Source organism: Stenotrophomonas sp. VV52 (assembly GCF_002893095.1).
Classification (GTDB): domain Bacteria; phylum Pseudomonadota; class Gammaproteobacteria; order Xanthomonadales; family Xanthomonadaceae; genus Stenotrophomonas; species Stenotrophomonas aracearum.
Map to the genome: position 1 here is coordinate 44,530 of NZ_PKQQ01000007.1, position 16,713 is coordinate 61,242.

General features: G+C 68.6%; 10 protein-coding genes and 1 riboswitch. Of the genes, 6 read left to right on the forward strand and 4 right to left on the reverse strand.

The features are described 5' to 3' along the window. Nucleotides 1-104: 104 nt before the first annotated feature. Entirely contained in the window at nucleotides 105-1,976 is a 1,872-nt protein-coding gene (locus C2U58_RS12575) for a GGDEF domain-containing protein (RefSeq protein ID WP_102946172.1), read from the reverse strand. Between the two features lie 92 nt (nucleotides 1,977-2,068). Here C2U58_RS12575 and C2U58_RS12580 point away from each other — a divergent pair, with 92 nt between their 5' ends. The 3 genes from C2U58_RS12580 to C2U58_RS12590 all read left to right on the forward strand — a co-directional run bounded on the left by C2U58_RS12580 (nucleotide 2,069) and on the right by C2U58_RS12590 (nucleotide 8,122). Further along, complete coding sequence (locus C2U58_RS12580; protein ID WP_102946173.1) at nucleotides 2,069-3,430, forward strand: ATP-binding protein; 1,362 nt, start codon at nucleotides 2,069-2,071, stop codon at nucleotides 3,428-3,430. Between the two features lie 57 nt (nucleotides 3,431-3,487). After that, nucleotides 3,488-6,934, forward strand: coding sequence for a PAS domain-containing hybrid sensor histidine kinase/response regulator (locus C2U58_RS12585; protein WP_102946174.1), 3,447 nt, complete (start codon nucleotides 3,488-3,490; stop codon nucleotides 6,932-6,934). Between the two features lie 75 nt (nucleotides 6,935-7,009). Beyond that, on the forward strand, nucleotides 7,010-8,122 hold the full coding sequence (locus tag C2U58_RS12590; protein ID WP_146033460.1) for a hypothetical protein: 1,113 nt from the start codon (nucleotides 7,010-7,012) through the stop codon (nucleotides 8,120-8,122). 71 nt (nucleotides 8,123-8,193) lie between these two features. Here C2U58_RS12590 and mntP read toward each other — a convergent pair whose 3' ends face one another. The 3 genes from mntP to acs all read right to left on the reverse strand — a co-directional run bounded on the left by mntP (nucleotide 8,194) and on the right by acs (nucleotide 11,720). After that, nucleotides 8,194-8,772 carry a manganese efflux pump MntP gene (gene mntP, locus C2U58_RS12595; protein WP_102946176.1) on the reverse strand — a complete coding sequence of 193 codons (579 nt, stop codon included), beginning with the start codon at nucleotides 8,770-8,772 and terminating at the stop codon, nucleotides 8,194-8,196. A gap of 88 nt (nucleotides 8,773-8,860) precedes the next feature. Beyond that, nucleotides 8,861-8,952: riboswitch (yybP-ykoY riboswitch) on the reverse strand. A gap of 140 nt (nucleotides 8,953-9,092) precedes the next feature. Next, nucleotides 9,093-9,758 (reverse strand): response regulator transcription factor, encoded by a 666-nt coding sequence (locus C2U58_RS12600; RefSeq protein ID WP_102946177.1) that lies wholly within the window; start codon nucleotides 9,756-9,758, stop codon nucleotides 9,093-9,095. 18 nt (nucleotides 9,759-9,776) lie between these two features. Continuing rightward, complete coding sequence (acs, locus tag C2U58_RS12605) at nucleotides 9,777-11,720, reverse strand: acetate--CoA ligase (RefSeq protein WP_102946178.1); 1,944 nt, start codon at nucleotides 11,718-11,720, stop codon at nucleotides 9,777-9,779. 236 nt (nucleotides 11,721-11,956) lie between these two features. Here acs and C2U58_RS12610 point away from each other — a divergent pair, with 236 nt between their 5' ends. The 3 genes from C2U58_RS12610 to C2U58_RS12620 all read left to right on the forward strand — a co-directional run bounded on the left by C2U58_RS12610 (nucleotide 11,957) and on the right by C2U58_RS12620 (nucleotide 16,704). Further along, nucleotides 11,957-13,384 carry a DcaP family trimeric outer membrane transporter gene (locus tag C2U58_RS12610; RefSeq protein WP_102946179.1) on the forward strand — a complete coding sequence of 476 codons (1,428 nt, stop codon included), beginning with the start codon at nucleotides 11,957-11,959 and terminating at the stop codon, nucleotides 13,382-13,384. A gap of 63 nt (nucleotides 13,385-13,447) precedes the next feature. Next, on the forward strand, nucleotides 13,448-15,103 hold the full coding sequence (locus C2U58_RS12615) for an MFS transporter (RefSeq protein ID WP_102946180.1): 1,656 nt from the start codon (nucleotides 13,448-13,450) through the stop codon (nucleotides 15,101-15,103). A 185-nt stretch (nucleotides 15,104-15,288) separates the two neighbouring features. Beyond that, complete coding sequence (locus C2U58_RS12620) at nucleotides 15,289-16,704, forward strand: coniferyl aldehyde dehydrogenase (RefSeq protein WP_102946181.1); 1,416 nt, start codon at nucleotides 15,289-15,291, stop codon at nucleotides 16,702-16,704. Nucleotides 16,705-16,713 lie beyond the last annotated feature (9 nt).

Consider the following 16,713-nt stretch of genomic DNA (forward strand, 5'->3'; position numbering starts at 1 on the left):
TTGATGTGCAGCCACGCAGGGCGTGGCTCTACCGCGGCGGGGCTGCGTTGGGCGCGGTCCACCGGGGGGGGCGCAGGTAGAGCCACGCCCTGCGTGGCTGCGCGTCAGGGCGACCAGCGAATCGGGTGGCTGCCGCTCAGGCTGATCCACCCGGCCGCCATCGCAGCTTCCGGATTCCCCAGCACCGCATGCAGATGCGGTGCCTCGCTGCTGTGTTCGCCCCACACGCCGGCCCACGCATTGCGCCCGCTCTGGCGCGCACCCTGCAACGCACGATCGGCCGCACGAAGACTGTCTTCCACCACCGCCGGCGCATCCGCGAACAACGGCAGCGGCGCTACGCCCACGCTGGCAGTGAGTGTCAGGTGCTGCTGCGGCCCGGCTTCCACCACCAGCCGTTCGATCGCCAGCCGCAGGTGGCTGGCCAGTGCCTGCGCCGCTTCGGCAGTCGTGTCGTGGCGGGCCACCAGGAACGCCGCGCCGCCCCAGCGTGCCAGCAGGTCGTGGCGGTCGCAGGCGGCCTGCAGGCACTGCGCCACGCTGTGCAACACGCGGTCGCCGGCGGCCTGGCCGTAGCGGTCGTTGAGCGCCTTGAAGTCATCCAGTTCCACCAGCAGCAGCGCGCTGCGGTGGTGGCCGTCGCTGCGCGCGCTGCGTTCCTCCAGCCGGCGCTCGGCCTCACGCCGGTTGAGCAGGCCGGTGACCGCGTCGGTGCGGCTGAGCAGGGTCAGCTGGCGCCGCTGGCGGCGCAGCCGCAGCACGATCACCGTGGCCAGCGCACCGACCACGACCAGCGCGATCACCGCGCTGTTGCGGATCACCCGCACGCGGCCCAGGTCCTGCTCGGCATTGACCTGTGCGGGATCGATGCTGCGTTCGGCCGAGGCCTGCAGCCGCGCCAGCTGGCCCAGGGTCTCGCCCTGGTTGCGCGCCTTGTCCAGCGCACGGCCCTGGCGCGTGAGTTCGAGCGCCTGGTCGCGGTGGCCGAGGAGGGTGTGCAGGTCGCCGAGCAGGTCCAGCCCGTTGCGGATCTCTTCGGTGAAGTGGCCGCCCACCGCCAGTCGCTGCGCCTGTTCGGCCAGCGGCAGTGCCGCGGCGGTGTTGCCCCGGTCTACGGCCACCCGGGCCAGGCGCTGCAGGGTCACCACCTGGCCCTGCGGATCCTGCGCGGCCTGCCAGGCCAGTACCCGGCGCAGGCCGGCTTCGGCCACATCCAGCTGCCCGGCAACGCGCTGGATCTCGGCGCGGTGGCTGGCGATGCGGTTGAGGAACAGTTCCTGCCCGGCCAACCGGGTGCCGATCGCTTCGGCGCGCTTGAACGCGGCCGCCGCCTGCGCGTGGCGTTGCAGGTTCAGCAGCGCATAGCCGTAGTTGTAGTACAGGATCAGGTCGCCGGCATTGGGCGGGCGGTGCAGGTGCTCGCTGAGCACGGTGGCCTTGTGCAGGTAGGTGAGCGCGCCTTCGGCGTCGCCCATCGCATCGCCGCGGATCATCGCGATCTGCATCAGCGCACTGATCTGGCCCTGCGCGTCGCGTTCGCGGACCGCCTCGTCCAGCAGGGTGGCGGTCAGGCTCAGCGCCCGGGCGCGTTCGCCGCCCCACAGCAGCAGGTGCGCGGCGATGGTGCGCGCGCGCTGGCGGTCGGCGGGGGTGGCGTCGGCGCGTGCGGCCGCAGCCAGCAGGCGGTCGGGCAGCTCGGTGGTCTGTTCCAGCTGGCCCAGCGCCCGCGCGGCGGCGCCCAGGCAGCCCACCGCACCGATCTCCATCGAGGTCGACAACGCCGGCCCGGCCAGCAACCGGCGCGCCAGCTGCAGCGCGGCCTGCGGTTCGCTGGTGAGCAGCGCGTTGCACTGCTCGACCTGGGCCATCCGCGGCGCCCCGTCGAGCGGGCGTTGCGCCAGCGCAGGCAACGCGATCAGCGACAGCAGTATGGCAAGCGCACGCAGGGTGCGCCGGACAGGCAACAGCTTGGGCATGGCAACAACGACTTCCCCGGTCGAATGCAGACGCGCTGCTAATATACCGGGGTTGCCGCCGCGTGCCGGCGCCGCCCGCCGACCCCCCCCGCATGCCCGAGCCGACGCCCCGCACCCGCGCCGACAGCACCGACCGCCCGCACGGGCTGGGCCGGCGCACCGACGCCATGCTGCGCAGCCTGCTGCTGCTGGTGGCGCTGTACCACCCGCTGCTGGCGGCGTGGATCGCGCTGCGGCTGGGCAGCGGCCTGGACCTGATGGTGCCGTCGATGGCGGCCGCGCATACCCTGCTCTGCGTGCTGTGCCTGCTCGAACACCGCAACGGGCGCAGCCTGCATGCCGCCGCGACCTTCCTGGTCGGCGAAGCGCTGCTGCTGGTGCTGGCCTATGGCTACTGGGGCCTGGCCGCGCAGTTGCGGGTGCAGATGGTGCAGCTGGTACCGGTACTGCTGGTCGCCGCGGTGCTGGGCCGGCGGCCGCTGGCCTGGGCCACCGCCTGGCTGTGCGCGCTGATGACGCTGGGCGGGTGGATCGACGCGGCCGGCGCGCTGTTCCGCCCGGACCGGGTGCTGCAGGCGGCCACCGACCTGGCCGTGTCCGCGTTCGGCGCGGTGATGACCGCCTGGCTGCTCCACCACAGCGTGACCGGCCTGCGCGAAAGCCTGCACGAGGCCCGCCAGCGCAGCCAGGAGCTGGCCCGCAAGCGCGATGAGCTGCAGGTGGAGATGCAGGCGCGCGAGCGCTCGCGCGACCAGCTGGTGCACGCGATGAAGATGGACAACGTCGGGCGCCTGGCCAGCGGCATCGCGCACGACTTCAACCACCTGCTGGCGCTGGTGCTGGGCTATGTGGCCAAGGCCCGGCGCAGCGAAGGCGCGGCCCTGCAGGACGCGCTGCAGGGCGCCGATTCGGCGACCCGGCGGGCCAGCGCGGTCAGCCGCCGGCTGCTCGACTTCAGCCGGCTCGAACCCGGCCGCCCGCAGCTGCTGGACGCGGCGGCCACGCTCACCGCGATGGCGCCGGTGGTGCAGCAAGTGTTCGACGAGCGCGTGCACTGCGAAGTGGACACCGGCGGTGTGCAGCGGCTGATCCATTTCGACCCGGCCCAGCTGGAGTCGATCCTGCTCAGTCTGGCGGTCAACGCCAACCAGGCGATGCCCGACGGCGGCCGCTTCAGCCTGCGCCTGCAACCGCCGCAGCCCGACGGCGCGCTGGTGCTGCAGCTGCAGGACACCGGCCAGGGCATGAGCGAAAGCGTGCGCGCGCGCTGCCTGGAACCGTTCTTCACCACCAAGCCGGTCGGGCAGGGCACCGGCCTGGGCCTGTCGGTCACTGCCAGCCTGGTGGCCGCCGCCGGCGGCTCGGTGCAGGTGCACAGCCGCCCCGGCGCCGGCACCCGGATCGAGCTGCACCTGCCCTCGCGCCCGTTGGCGCCGCTGGCCGCCTCGGCATGACCGCAGGCGGCCCGATCCAGCGGCTACACTGCCGCATGCGCTTGGGGAAACGTGCCCGTGGTTTCTAGCTGGATCCTGCTGCTGGTGTCGGTGGCCTATGCCGCGCTGCTGTTCGGCGTGGCCTGGTGGGGCGACCGGCGCCCGATGTACCCCGACCGCCCGTGGCTGCGCCCGGTGGTCTACAGCCTGGCGCTGGCGGTGTACTGCTCGTCGTGGACCTTCTACGGCGCGGTCGGCACGGCGGTGCGCAACGGCATCGGCTACCTGCCGATCTACCTGGGGCCGCTGCTGCTGCTGCTGTTCGGCTGGCGCATCATCGAGCGGCTGGCGCTGATCGCGCGCAGCCAGAACGTGGTCTCCATCGCCGACTTCATTTCCTCGCGCTTCGGCCGCTCGCGGCGGTTGGCCGCGTTGGTTGCGGTGATCGCGCTGATCGGCATCATTCCGTACCTGGCGCTGCAGTACAAAGCGGTGGCGATGAGCCTGCAGGTGCTGACCGGCAATGTCGGGCCAACCGGCTACTTCAGCGACCCGGCACTGTACGTGGCGCTGCTGATGGCGCTGTTCGCCACCCTGTTCGGCACCCGCCAGGTGGATGCCACCGAGCACCACCACGGCATGATGCTGGCGATCGCGCTGGAGTCGATGATCAAGCTGATCGCGATGGTGGCGCTGGGCCTGTTCGCCTACCTGTGGCTGGCCGACCGCGGCGAAACCGTGGTGCGCAGCGCGCACACACTGTTCACCGGGCTGCCGCCGGTGGGCTTCATTTCGCAGACCCTGCTCAGCTTCCTGGCCATCGTCTGCCTGCCGCGCCAGTTCCACGTGGCGGTGGTGGAATGCGGCGACGTGCGCGATGTGCGCCGCGCGCGCTGGATGTTCGGCGGCTACCTGGTGGTGATCTCGGCGATGGTGATTCCGATCGCCACCGCCGGCGTGACGCTGTTCGGCACCGGCGGCAGCATTGCCGACGACAGCATGGTGCTGGCCCTGCCGCTGGCCGAAGGCCGCAAATTCCTGGCCCTGGTCGCGTACGTGGGTGGGTTCTCGGCCGCGACCGGCATGGTCATCGTCGCCTCCATCGCACTGGCCACCATGGTCAGCAACGACCTGGTGATGCCGGTGCTGCTGCGTCGCAGTGGCGACCACCAGGAAGCGGCGGACATGGCGTCGCGGGTGCTGTGGATCCGCCGCCTGGCGATCCTGCTGCTGGCGATGGCGGCCTACAGCTACTACCGCGGCAGCAGCAACGACAGCACGTTGGCCTCGTACGGGCTGATGGCGTTCGCGGCGGTGGCGCAGTTCGCGCCCGGATTGATCGGCGGCCTGTACTGGCGCGGTGCCAGCCGCCGCGGCGTGGAAGCCGGCATCCTGCTCGGCTTCGGCACCTGGATCTATACGCTGCTGCTGCCCGCATTGACCCATGCCGGCTGGACCGACGGCAGCTGGCTGCGCGACGGGCCGTTCGGCATCAGCTGGCTGCAGCCGCAGGGCCTGTTCGGCATGACCGGCTGGGACCCGCTTACCCACGGCACGTTCTGGTCGCTGCTGATCAACGCCGCCGCGATGCTGCTGGTCTCGGTGCGCTGGCGCCCGGGCGTGGACGAGCGCCTGCGTGCCGCGCCGTTCCTGGACCCGTACGCACAGCGCCCGTCGGTGGCCGGCGACTGGCCCGGCCACGTGCACGTGGGCGACCTGCTGGCGCTGGCCGCGCGCGTGGTCGGCGACCGCCATGCGCGGCGCTCGTTCTTCGAACAGGCGCAGTCGCTGGGCCGCGAACTGCAGGCTTCGGCGGCCGCCGACCGCGCCTGGGTGCAGTTCACCGAGCGCCTGCTCGCCGCTTCGATCGGCGCGGCCTCGGCGCGGCTGCTGCTGACCAGCCTGCTGCGCGGCTCGGGCATGGACCTGGGCGAAGTGGTGGCGGTGCTCGACGAAGCCGGGCAGGAACTGCGCTTCAACCGCGAAATCCTCTCCACCACGCTGGAGAACATCAGCGCCGGGGTCAGCGTGGTCGACCCGGACATGCGCCTGACCGCCTGGAACCGCCGCTACCAGCAGATGTTCGGCTACCCCGACGGGATGCTCTACGTGGGCAGGCCGGTGGCCGACCTGATCCGCTACAACGCCGAGCGCGGCGAGCTGGGCGAGGGCGAAATCGACGTGCAGATCAACCGCCGCATCGGCTACATGCGGGCCGGTTCGCCGCACATCTTCGAACGCACCCGCAGCGACGGCCGCGTGATCGAAATGCGCGGCCAGGCGTTGCCCGGTGGCGGTTACGTGACCAGCTACAACGACATCACCGACTACAAGCACGCCGAAAACGCGCTGTTGGAAGCGAACGAAACGCTGGAGCAGCGCGTGGCCGAGCGCTCGCACGAAGCCGAGGTGGCGCAGCAGTCCAAGACCCGCTTCCTGGCCGCGATCAGCCACGACGTGCTGCAGCCGCTCAATGCCGCGCGGCTGTTCGCCTCCGCACTGCGCGACAGCCACCACAACAATGACGAGCAGCGACATCTCGCCGAGCGCGTGGATGCCTCGCTGCGCGCTGCCGAGGAACTGCTGGACGGGCTGCTGGATGTGTCTCGTCTGGATGCCGGCGGCCTGCACCCGGTGATCGGCGACTTCGACGTGAGCCTGCTGATGCGCGAGCTGGCCGCGCAGTACTCGCCGGTGGCGGCCGGGCGCGGCCTGCGCCTGGACCTGTTCGCGCGCCCGGCGTGGGTGCGCAGCGACCGCCGCCTGTTGCGCCGCGTGCTGCAGAACTTCCTGGCCAATGCGCTGCGCTACACCCGCCAGGGCCGCATCGTGCTGGCGGTGCGCCACCGTGGCGATGAAATCGAACTGCAGGTGTGGGACACCGGCCCGGGTATTCCCGAGCATCACATGCAGCAGATCTTCAACGAGTTCCATCGCTACCAGCAGCCGTTCGACTGGGGCGAACAGGGGTTGGGCCTGGGCCTGTCGATCTGCCAGCGCATCTCGCGCCTGCTCGACCATCGCCTCAATGCACGCAGCCAGGTGGGCAGCGGCAGCATGTTCTCGATCCTGCTGCCGCGCGCGGCGGTGCCCGAGCTGCCGCCGAGCGACGCGCCCGCCGCCGTGCCCGAACACAGCACGCGCACCGACTCGCTGGCCGGCATGCGCGTGCTGTGCGTGGACAACGACCAGGAAATCCTCGACGGCATGCGTGCGCTGCTCGGCCGCTGGCAGGTAGAGGTGATTACCGCCAGCACCGTGGACCAGGCGCTGGAGGAGGTGATGGCGCAGCCGGATGTGATGCTGGTGGACTACCACCTGCACGACCGCCTGGATGGGCTGGACACGCTGGTGGCGCTGCGCGCGCAGGCCGGGCGCGACATTCCCGGCGCGCTGCTTACCGCCGACGGCCGCGACGAGCTCAAGCGCATGGCGCGCGACCGCGGCTACCGCCTGCTGACCAAGCCGATCAAGCCGGCCTCGCTGCGCGCGTACCTGGCGGCGCACTCCACCCTGAAGGGATGAAACCGACAGGCGCGGCGCTGCCGCGCTGTCCTGCTGTCTATGCTGCGCGGCCCACCTTCACGCTGCGGAGCCTTCGTGCCGATTCCCTCATTGCGCTCCATTCTTGCGACGCCGCTGCATTCGCACGGCGCGATCCCGCTGGGGTCCCTCGTGGGCGCTGCGGTCGGCGCGGCCTTCTCGCTGGCCTTTCGCGGCTGCGGCAATGTGGTTCCCGATGCACTCATCGGCGGCTGGATGGGCATCGGCTGGACCAATGTGCAGCGCTTCCTGGACCCGGACAGAACCCTGACGCCGCTGCAGGAGCATGAGCTGGCGCTGGTCGACTACCCGGCTGTCCGCCAGGCGCTGCGCGATCGCGGTACCAGCGTGAACGATCTGGATGCGCTCAAGGTGCTGGCTGGGGAGATCGAAGGCGACGTCAACCGGATGACCCGCCAGTTCGACAGCTACTGCAGCAGCCGTGGCATGCCGCCGAATCCCCTGATGCGCGGCGTCATCCGTCACTTCTACCTGACCCACCTCCGCTACCCCACGATCATGCTGCTCAGCAAGCTCAGTTCCAGCGCCTGCTACCTGGTAGCGGGCAGCCAGGAGCAACGGGGGACGATCGCGGACGGGCTGAACCAGGACCACGTGCCTGCCGGCACCGTACTGCGCCAGCTGCATTGCCCCTACCTGCGCGTGGACCTTGCGAACACCGCGCTGCGCAATGCGCGCGCGTTCTCCACCGAGGAATGCGAGGGGGAAATGCGCGTGCACTCGGTGCATGCGTTGCCCGGTGAAACGCTGGAGACGCTGGAGCCGAGTGCGCTGGTCAGCGTGACCAACCGGCGGCATGCACGGCGCCGGGTTGCGTCAGGGGAAGCGCGCCCACCGGTGCCCGACCTGGTGGCATCGGCCACTGTTCGGGAAAACGTACTCCGCAGCGCGTTGCTGCGCGAGAAACTCGCGGGCGTGGCGCCGGACAGCCGCACCTGGCGCGAATTGAACCGGATCGAAGAGGATCTGGCAGCGAACCGGCCCTGTGGTCACACGGTGCGCTACCAGGGCGTGCTGTATCAAGCCGACGACATTCATTGGGAGGGCAGGCAAAGCCCGGGGCGAAACGCCTGGCGCCTGCTGCACCTGAAGACGCCCCACGGTTACGAGCTTGTCGACATCGTCGATTACCACCGGCCAAGGTCGTAGCGGTTGCCCGCCAGCGGCGGGCACTACAGCGTCGATGCCCCGTAGTGCCGGCCGCTGGCCGGCAAACCCGGTCAACCAACGGCACCACTCAGGTGCTCATACAGGATCGCACTGCCCACGAGGATCAAAATCACGCCACCGGCGATCTCCGCACGCTTGCCGATCATGCTGCCCAGCACGCGGCCCAGCATGATGCCGGTGGTCACCATCACCAGCGTGCACAGGCCGATCACCGCCGCCATCACGCCGATATGCACGTCCAGGAAGGCCAGGCCCACGCCCACCGCCATCGCGTCGATGCTGGTGGCGAAACCGGTCACGGCCAGGTGCCAGAACCCGCGGTGCCTGTCCCCGTCCTCGTCGGCTTCCTCCGCCTCCGGCTTCACGCCGTTGATGATCATGTGCACACCCAGCGCGCCGAGCAGCACGAAGGCGATCCAGTGGTCGAACGCTTCCACGTAGGACGACGCGGCACGGCCCAGCAGCCAGCCGATCACCGGGGTGATCGCCTCGATCACGCCAAAGATCAGGCCCGCGCGCAGGGCATCGGGAAAGCGCGGCTTCCGCATGGCCGCACCTTTGCCGACCGCCGCCGCGAAGGCATCGGTGGACATGGCAAAGCCGATCAGCAACATCGAAATGGGAGACATCGGGGACACGAGCAGGTCGGGCAATGACGGGCAACGGCCCGCGTTCGCGCCCAACCTGTCGTTGCGCACGCGGACCGCTGGTCTCGCCAACCATGATGGCTGCCCGCACCACGGCGCACTGGCCGAGTATGTTGATGCGGGCGTTTCCCTTCAGCGGGAAACCGGCTACTCCCCAAAGGGACGCGTAGCTTATCACCGCGAACGCGGATTACCCCGGAATGGGCGAATTGCGCAGGGGATGCTGGGATATATAGCTTGGGCTATAACGCAAGGCGTTATAGCCCAAGCGGGTAGTGCCGGGCCCTGCCCGGCAACCTCAATCAATCTTCTTCCGGCGGCAACACCAACGGCTCATCATCCAGCGTCAGCTTCCCCGCCATCAGCACCGCCTGGGTGCGGTTGGTCACCCCCAGCTTGCGCAGGATCGCGGTCACATGCGCCTTGATCGTCGCCTCGGACACATTGAGGTCGTACGCAATCTGCTTGTTCAAGCGCCCCGCGCCCAGCATCTGCAGCACCCGGAACTGCTGCGGGGTGAGCTCGCGCAAGCGCTGCCCGACCTCACGCTCCTCACGCCCGGTCTGCGGCACGTTGTGCGCCTCCGGCGGGGCCCAGGTCTCGCCGTCCAGGATCGCACCCAGCGCATGGCCGATCGTGTCCGAGTCGGCCGACTTGGGAATGAAGCCGAACGCACCGTGGTCCAGCGCCCGCCGCATCACCGTCGGCTCCTCGCGCGCGGACACCACCACCACCGGCAACTGCGGATGCAGCGCCCGCATGTGCACCAGCGCGTTGAAGCCCTGCGCGCCGGGCATGTTGAGGTCCATCAGCACCAGGTCGGCGTCGGCATGCTGTTCGGCCAGCTGGTACAGCGCTTCCACGCTGTCGGCTTCGAACAGCTGCACGCCCGGCATCACCCGCTGCACCGCACCGCGCAGGGCTTCGCGGAACAGCGGGTGGTCGTCGGCGATCAGCAGGGTAGGCATGGGGGATGCGAACTCCAACTACTTGACCTTGCGTTCTTCAACCAGCGAGGCGACCACGGACGGATCGGCAAGGGTCGAGGTATCGCCCAGCTGGTCCGGCGCGTTCTCGGCGATCTTGCGCAGGATGCGGCGCATGATCTTGCCCGAGCGCGTCTTGGGCAGGCCCGGCGCCCACTGCAGGTGGTCGGGCGAGGCGATCGGACCGATCTCCTGGCGCACCCACGCAATCAGCTCCTTCTGCAGCTCGTCGCTCGGCGTCTCTTCGGCCACCAGGGTCACGTAGCCGTAGATGCCCTGGCCCTTGATGTCGTGCGGGAAGCCGACCACGGCCGCCTCGGCGACCTTCGGGTGTGAGACCAGCGCGCTTTCCACCTCGGCGGTGCCGATGCGGTGGCCGGAGACGTTGATCACATCGTCGACGCGGCCGGTGATCCAGTAATAGCCATCTTCATCGCGACGGCAGCCGTCACCGGTGAAGTACGCGCCCGGGTAGGTGCGGAAGTAGGTGTCGATGAAACGCTGGTGGTCGCCGTAGACGGTGCGCATCTGGCCCGGCCACGAGTCGCGGATGATCAGGTTGCCTTCGGTGGCGCCGTCCTTGATCTCGCCGTCGGCATTGACCAGCGCCGGCTGCACGCCGAAGAAGGGCAGGGTGGCCGAACCGGGCTTGAGGTCGGTGGCGCCGGGCAGCGGCGAAATCAGGATGCCGCCGGTTTCGGTCTGCCACCAGGTGTCCACGATCGGGCAGCGGCCATCGCCAACCACGTCGTAGTACCAGCGCCAGGCTTCCGGATTGATCGGCTCGCCGACGCTGCCGAGCAGGCGCAGCGAGGCACGCGAGGTGCGCTTCACCGGCGCGTCGCCTTCGCGCATCAACGCGCGGATCGCGGTCGGTGCGGTGTAGAAGATGCTGACCTGGTGCTTGTCGATCACCTGCCAGAAGCGCGAGGTGTCCGGGTAGTTCGGCACGCCTTCGAACATCAGCGAGGTGGCACCGTTGGCCAGCGGCCCGTACACGATGTAGCTGTGCCCGGTGACCCAGCCGACGTCGGCGGTGCACCAGTAAATGTCGTCCTCGCGCAGGTCGAACACCGCTTCATGGGTGTAGGCCGCATACAGCAGGTAACCGCCGGTGGTGTGCAGCACGCCCTTGGGCTTGCCGGTCGAGCCGGAGGTGTACAGGATGAACAGCGGGTCTTCGGCGTTCATGCGCTCGGGTTCGCACTGCGCCGGCTGCGGGTCCACCACGTCGTGGAACCAGCGGTCGCGCGGGGCCTGCATGTCCACCGCGCCGCCGGTGTGGCGCACCACCAGCACGGTTTCCACCGTGGTGGTGCCGGGCAGCTTCAGTGCGGCGTCCACATTGGCCTTCAGCGGAATTTTCCGGCCGCCGCGCAGGCCTTCGTCGGCGGTGATGATCAGCTTGCTGCCGCAGTCGATCACGCGGTCGGCAATCGAGTTCGGGGCGAAACCGCCGAACACCACCGAGTGGATCGCGCCGATCCGTGCGCAGGCCAGCATGGCCACTGCAGCGTCGACGATCATCGGCAGGTAGATGGTGACCCGGTCGCCCTTCTTGACGCCCAGCGCGCGCAGCGCGTTGCCGAGGCGGCAGGTGCGCTCGTACAGCTCGCGGTAGGTCACGCCCTGCGCCGGTGCGTCCGGGCTGTCCGGCTCGAACAGCAGCGCCACCTTGTCGCCGCGCTTGTCCAGCTGGCGGTCCAGGCAGTTGACGCTGGCGTTGAGTTCGCCGTCTTCGAACCACTTGATCCGAAAATCGTCGAGCTGGTAGCTGACGTTGCGGATCGTGGAAGGCGTCTTGAACCAGTCCAGCCGCTCGGCGGCCTTGCCCCAGAACGCGTCGGGGTTCTCCACCGAGTCGCGGTAGAGCTGCTGGTAAGTGTTCTTGTCAATGCGCGCCTTGGCGGCAACGTCCGCGTTGACGGGGTAAAGATCGGCCATGGCACCCTCACTTGCACTAGGACTGGGTTGTGCGATCGCAGCATAACCCGCGATTGTTCCCTCCCAGTTTGCCGCATCCACTGCCCGACGCGGTATCGCCGCGGTTAGACCTTGGTCGTACCGACCCCGGGGTTCGACCAATTGCCAATAGCCGGGGTGCGTCAGCCGGCCGCACGCTCGGCTCGACCGTGACCCCACACGCGGCGATCACCTTGCCACCCGGGAGAGAGGGCAACATGAGCACCCGTATGTTGAAGACCATGCGCAAGCCGCTGGCGACCTGTTTGCTGGTCGCGCTGGTGGCCCCTGGCATGGCGTTTGCCGAGACCGCCAAAGAGAAGCAGCTGGAAGCACGCGTTGCCGAACTGGAACGCCAGGTGCAGCTGCTGCTGTCCACCACCCAGCAGCAACAGGGCCAGATCAGCCAGGCCCAGACCGACGTCACGGCAGTGAAGGCCGTGCAGGCACAGCAGCCCGCCGTGGCCGCCGTGCCGGCCGGCAAGCAGCCGATCCAGGTCACCACCATCACCCCGGGCGCCGCGCCGGGCACCACGGTCAAGATCGGCGGCTTCATCAAGGCAGACTTCCTGCTCACCCAGACCGGCGACGGCCAGCTCGCCGACGACGCCACCGGTCGTGCGCTGTACCTGCCGGGCCAGACCCCGGTGGCCGGTGCCGGCGGCAGCGGAGAGAAGTCGGACGTGGACTTCAACGCCCACGCCAAGTTCTCGCGCTTCAACCTGGGCATCGACAACGTCTCGGACAAGGGCAACAAATCCGGTGCGTTCTTCGAAATGGACTTCTTCGGCAACTCGCTGGGCAACCAGACCGCCACCAATACCTACGGCGTCACCCTGCGCCACGCCTACATGTACTGGAACAACTGGCTGGCCGGCCAGACCTGGTCGAACTTCATGGACGCGGCCTCGCTGCCGGAAGCGGCCGACTTCGTCGGTCCCACCGACGGCGTGCTGTTCGTCCGCCAGACCCAAGTGCGCTACACCCAGGGCGGCTTCAGCGTCGCGCTGGAAAATCCGGAAACCACCGTGCTCACCGGTACCCGCAACCCGGTCACCGGGGCGTGGACCAATGCCGCGAGCAACAGCGACCGCGGCTCCCTGCCGGACCTGACCCTGCGTTACGGCTGGAAGGGCGACTGGGGCACCTTCGGCGTCGGCGGCATCGTGCGTCAGCTGAAGGTGGACAACCAGGCCACCGGCGCCGACGCCGACAAGATCGGCGGCGGCCTGACCCTGGGCGGCAAGTGGGTGATGGCAGACAGCGACACGCTGCATTACCAGATCAGCGGCGGCGAAGGCATTGCCCGCTACGTGGGCCTGGGCGTCACCGCCGACACGGCCTACGACGTGGCCCGCGACGAACTCAACCCGACCGGGGTGCTGGCCGGCTATGTCGGCTGGCGCCACGCCTTCACCCCGAAGCTGCGCACCAACCTGATCTACGCGCGCAGCGATTACGACAACGACAGCGTGCTCGGCCCCCTGGTCACCAAGAGCGTGCAGAGCATCCGCGGCAACATCTTTTACACACCGATGCCCAAGGTCGATATCGGTGCGGAGTACATGTACGGCGTGCGCGAGATCGAAGACGGTCGCAAGGGCGACATCAACCGCGTGCAGTTCACCACGAAATACAGCTTCTAAATACAACGAACGCCGGTCCACGGGCCGGCGACATCCACGATTGCTTCGGAGGGGAAGCGTCCCATGTCCACCACACCATTGCCTGCAAAGTCAGAGCTCACCAAGGGCCACAAGAAGGTCATCTTCGCGTCCAGCCTGGGTACCGTTTTCGAATGGTATGACTTCTTCCTGTACGGCTCGCTGGCGGCGATCATCGCCAAGCAGTTCTTCAGCGGGGTCAACGAAACCACGGGCATGATCTTCGCCCTGCTGGCCTTCGCCGCCGGCTTCTTCGTACGTCCGTTCGGCGCGGCCTTCTTCGGCAGCCTCGGCGACCGCATCGGCCGCAAGTACACCTTCCTGGTCACGATCCTGATCATGGGCATCTCGACCTTCCTGGTCGGCGTGCTGCCCAACTACGCCTCGATCGGTTTCGCCGCCCCGGTGATCCTGATCGTGCTGCGCCTGGCCCAGGGCCTGGCGATGGGCGGCGAGTACGGTGGCGCGGCCACCTACGTGGCCGAACATGCACCGGAAGACAAGCGCGGCCTGTACACCAGCTTCATCCAGTGCACCGCCACGCTCGGCCTGTTCATGTCGCTGCTGATCATCCTGGCCTGCCGTTACTTCCTGGGCAACGAAGCCTTTGAAGCCTGGGGCTGGCGCATTCCGTTCCTGGTCTCGATCATCCTGCTGGGCATTTCGGTGTGGATCCGCCTGCAGCTGAGCGAATCCCCGCTGTTCCAGCAGATGAAGGCCGAAGGCAAGGGCTCCAAGACCCCGTTCCGCGACAGCCTGAAGGGCGGCAACCTCAAGCTGATGCTGCTGGTGCTGCTCGGTGCCGCGGCCGGCCAGGCCGTGGTGTGGTACGGCGGCCAGTTCTACGCACTGTTCTTCCTGAGCAGCATGCTCAAGGTCGATGCCACCACCTCCTACCTGCTGATCGCCGCGGCGCTGGCCCTGGGCACGCCGTTCTTCATCTTCTTCGGCTGGCTGTCGGACCGCATCGGCCGCAAGAAGATCATCCTGGCCGGCTGTCTGCTGGCGGCGGTGACCTACATCCCGATCTTCAAGGGCCTGACCCACTTCGCCAACCCGGGCATCGAAGAAGCCCGCAGCGGTTCGCCGGCGCTGGTCATCGCCGACCCGAACACCTGCTCGTTCCAGTTCGATCCGGTCGGCCTGCGCAAGTTCACCAGCTCCTGCGACGTGGCCACTGCCGCGCTGACCAAGGCCGGTGTGCCGTATGACGTGCAGCCTGCCGCCGCCGGTTCGCTGGCGATGGTGAGCGTGGGCAACACCCAGGTGACCTCGTTCGAAGCGGCCGGGCTGACCAAGGACGAGCTCAAGGCCAAGGGTGATGCGTTCGGTAGTGAGTTGAAGGGTGCATTGACCGCGGCGGGTTATCCGGCGAAGGCCGACAACGCCCGCATCAACATCGCCGGCACGGTGTTCATGCTGTGGCTGCTGGTGCTGTACGTCACCATGGTCTATGGCCCGATCGCGGCCTACCTGGTCGAGCTGTTCCCGACCCGCATCCGCTACACCTCGATGTCGCTGCCGTACCACATCGGCAACGGCTGGTTCGGTGGCTTCCTGCCGGCGATCTCGTTCGCGCTGGTGGCCGGTACCGGCAACCTGTACTACGGCCTGTGGTACCCGATCATCATCGCGCTGATGACGGTCGTGGTGGGCGGGTTGTTCCTGCGCGAAACCAAGGGTGTGGATATCACCAAGTAAGTTCCATGGGTGATTGATGGACCGAGGGGCCGTGGCGTTTGCCGCGGCCCTTTTTCGTTCGGGTGCCCGTGGGACACGCATGGCGTGTCGCTACGCGGGTGGCGACGATGGTCATCCCGGGCGGCGTAGCGACACGCCATGCGTGTCCTCGCGGTGCCTCCCGAAACCATTGCTATATTCCCCCCATGGACCCCACCCACACCGCCCCCGCTGCGCTCCCGGCCCTTCTCCGCACCCTGCGCCAGGCGTGGCAAAGCAACCGTCCATCCCTCGACCAGCGCCGCAACGATCTCCAGCGCCTCCGCACTACGTTGAAATCGCGCCTGCCCGAAATGGCCGAGGCCATCGCCGCCGACTTCGGGCACCGTTCCACCCACGAATCGCTGATCGCCGACGGCATGACCGTGCTCAACGAGATCGACCACCTGCTCGGCCACCTGCGGGGCTGGATGCGCCCGCGCCGGGTCGGGGTGGGCTGGCGGTTCTGGCCAGCGCACGCGCAGACCCGGCCGGTGCCGCTGGGCGTGGTCGGGGTGATCTCGCCGTGGAACTACCCGGTGAACCTCGCGCTGATTCCGCTCGCCACCGCGATTGCTGCCGGCAACCACGTCATCCTCAAGCCGTCCGAACACACCCCGCGCACCAGCGCGTTCCTGCAGGACCTGCTCGCATCGGTATTTCCGGCCGACCGCGTGGCGGTGGTGCAGGGCGACGGCGAACTCGCCGCTGCGCTGTCCGGCTCACCGCTGGACCATCTGGTATTCACCGGCTCCACCGCCGTGGGCCGCAAGGTCATGGCCGCCGCCGCCCGGCACCTGACTCCGCTCACCCTGGAGCTGGGCGGCAAGTCGCCGGCCATCGTCTGCAGCGACTACCCGCTGGACAAGGCCGCCGCGCGCCTCGCCACCGGCAAGTGGTTCAACGCCGGGCAGACCTGCATCGCGCCGGATTACGTGCTGATCGACGGCCGCCGCCAGCGCGAGCTGGTGCAGCAGCTGCAGACCCGGGTGCGGGAGCGCTACGGCGATTTCAGCGACGCCAGCGACTACACCCGCATCATCCACGAGGGCCAGTACCAGCGCCTGCTCGGCTACCTGGCCCAGGCCCGCGAACGCGGCGTGCCGGTGATCGAACTGGCCACTGTCGACCCCGAGCGCGCGCGCCGCGAACGGCTGATCGTGCCGACCATCGTGCTCGACCCGCCGGCCGACCTGGACCTGATGCAGGAGGAAATCTTCGGCCCGATCCTGCCGGTGTGCGCCTATCCGGACCTGGATGCCGCGCTGGCCGAGGTGCAGGGCCGCGACCGGCCGTTGGCGTTGTATGTCTTCAGTGATGAGCGAGACGTGGTGGAGCGTGTGCTGGGCCAGGTCGTGGCCGGTGGCGTCACCGTCAACGACACCCTGCTGCACTTCGCGATCAACGGCCTGCCGTTCGGCGGGGTGGGTCCCAGCGGCATGGGCGCGTACCACGGGCGGGCCGGGTTCGATGCGATGAGCAAGCAGCTGCCGATCCTGTGGCAAGCACGCTGGGCGGCGAGTGATCTGTTGAAACCGCCGTATTCAAAGATCGCGGGGTTGTTGAAGGCGTTGGTGCGGTAGGGGCGGGTA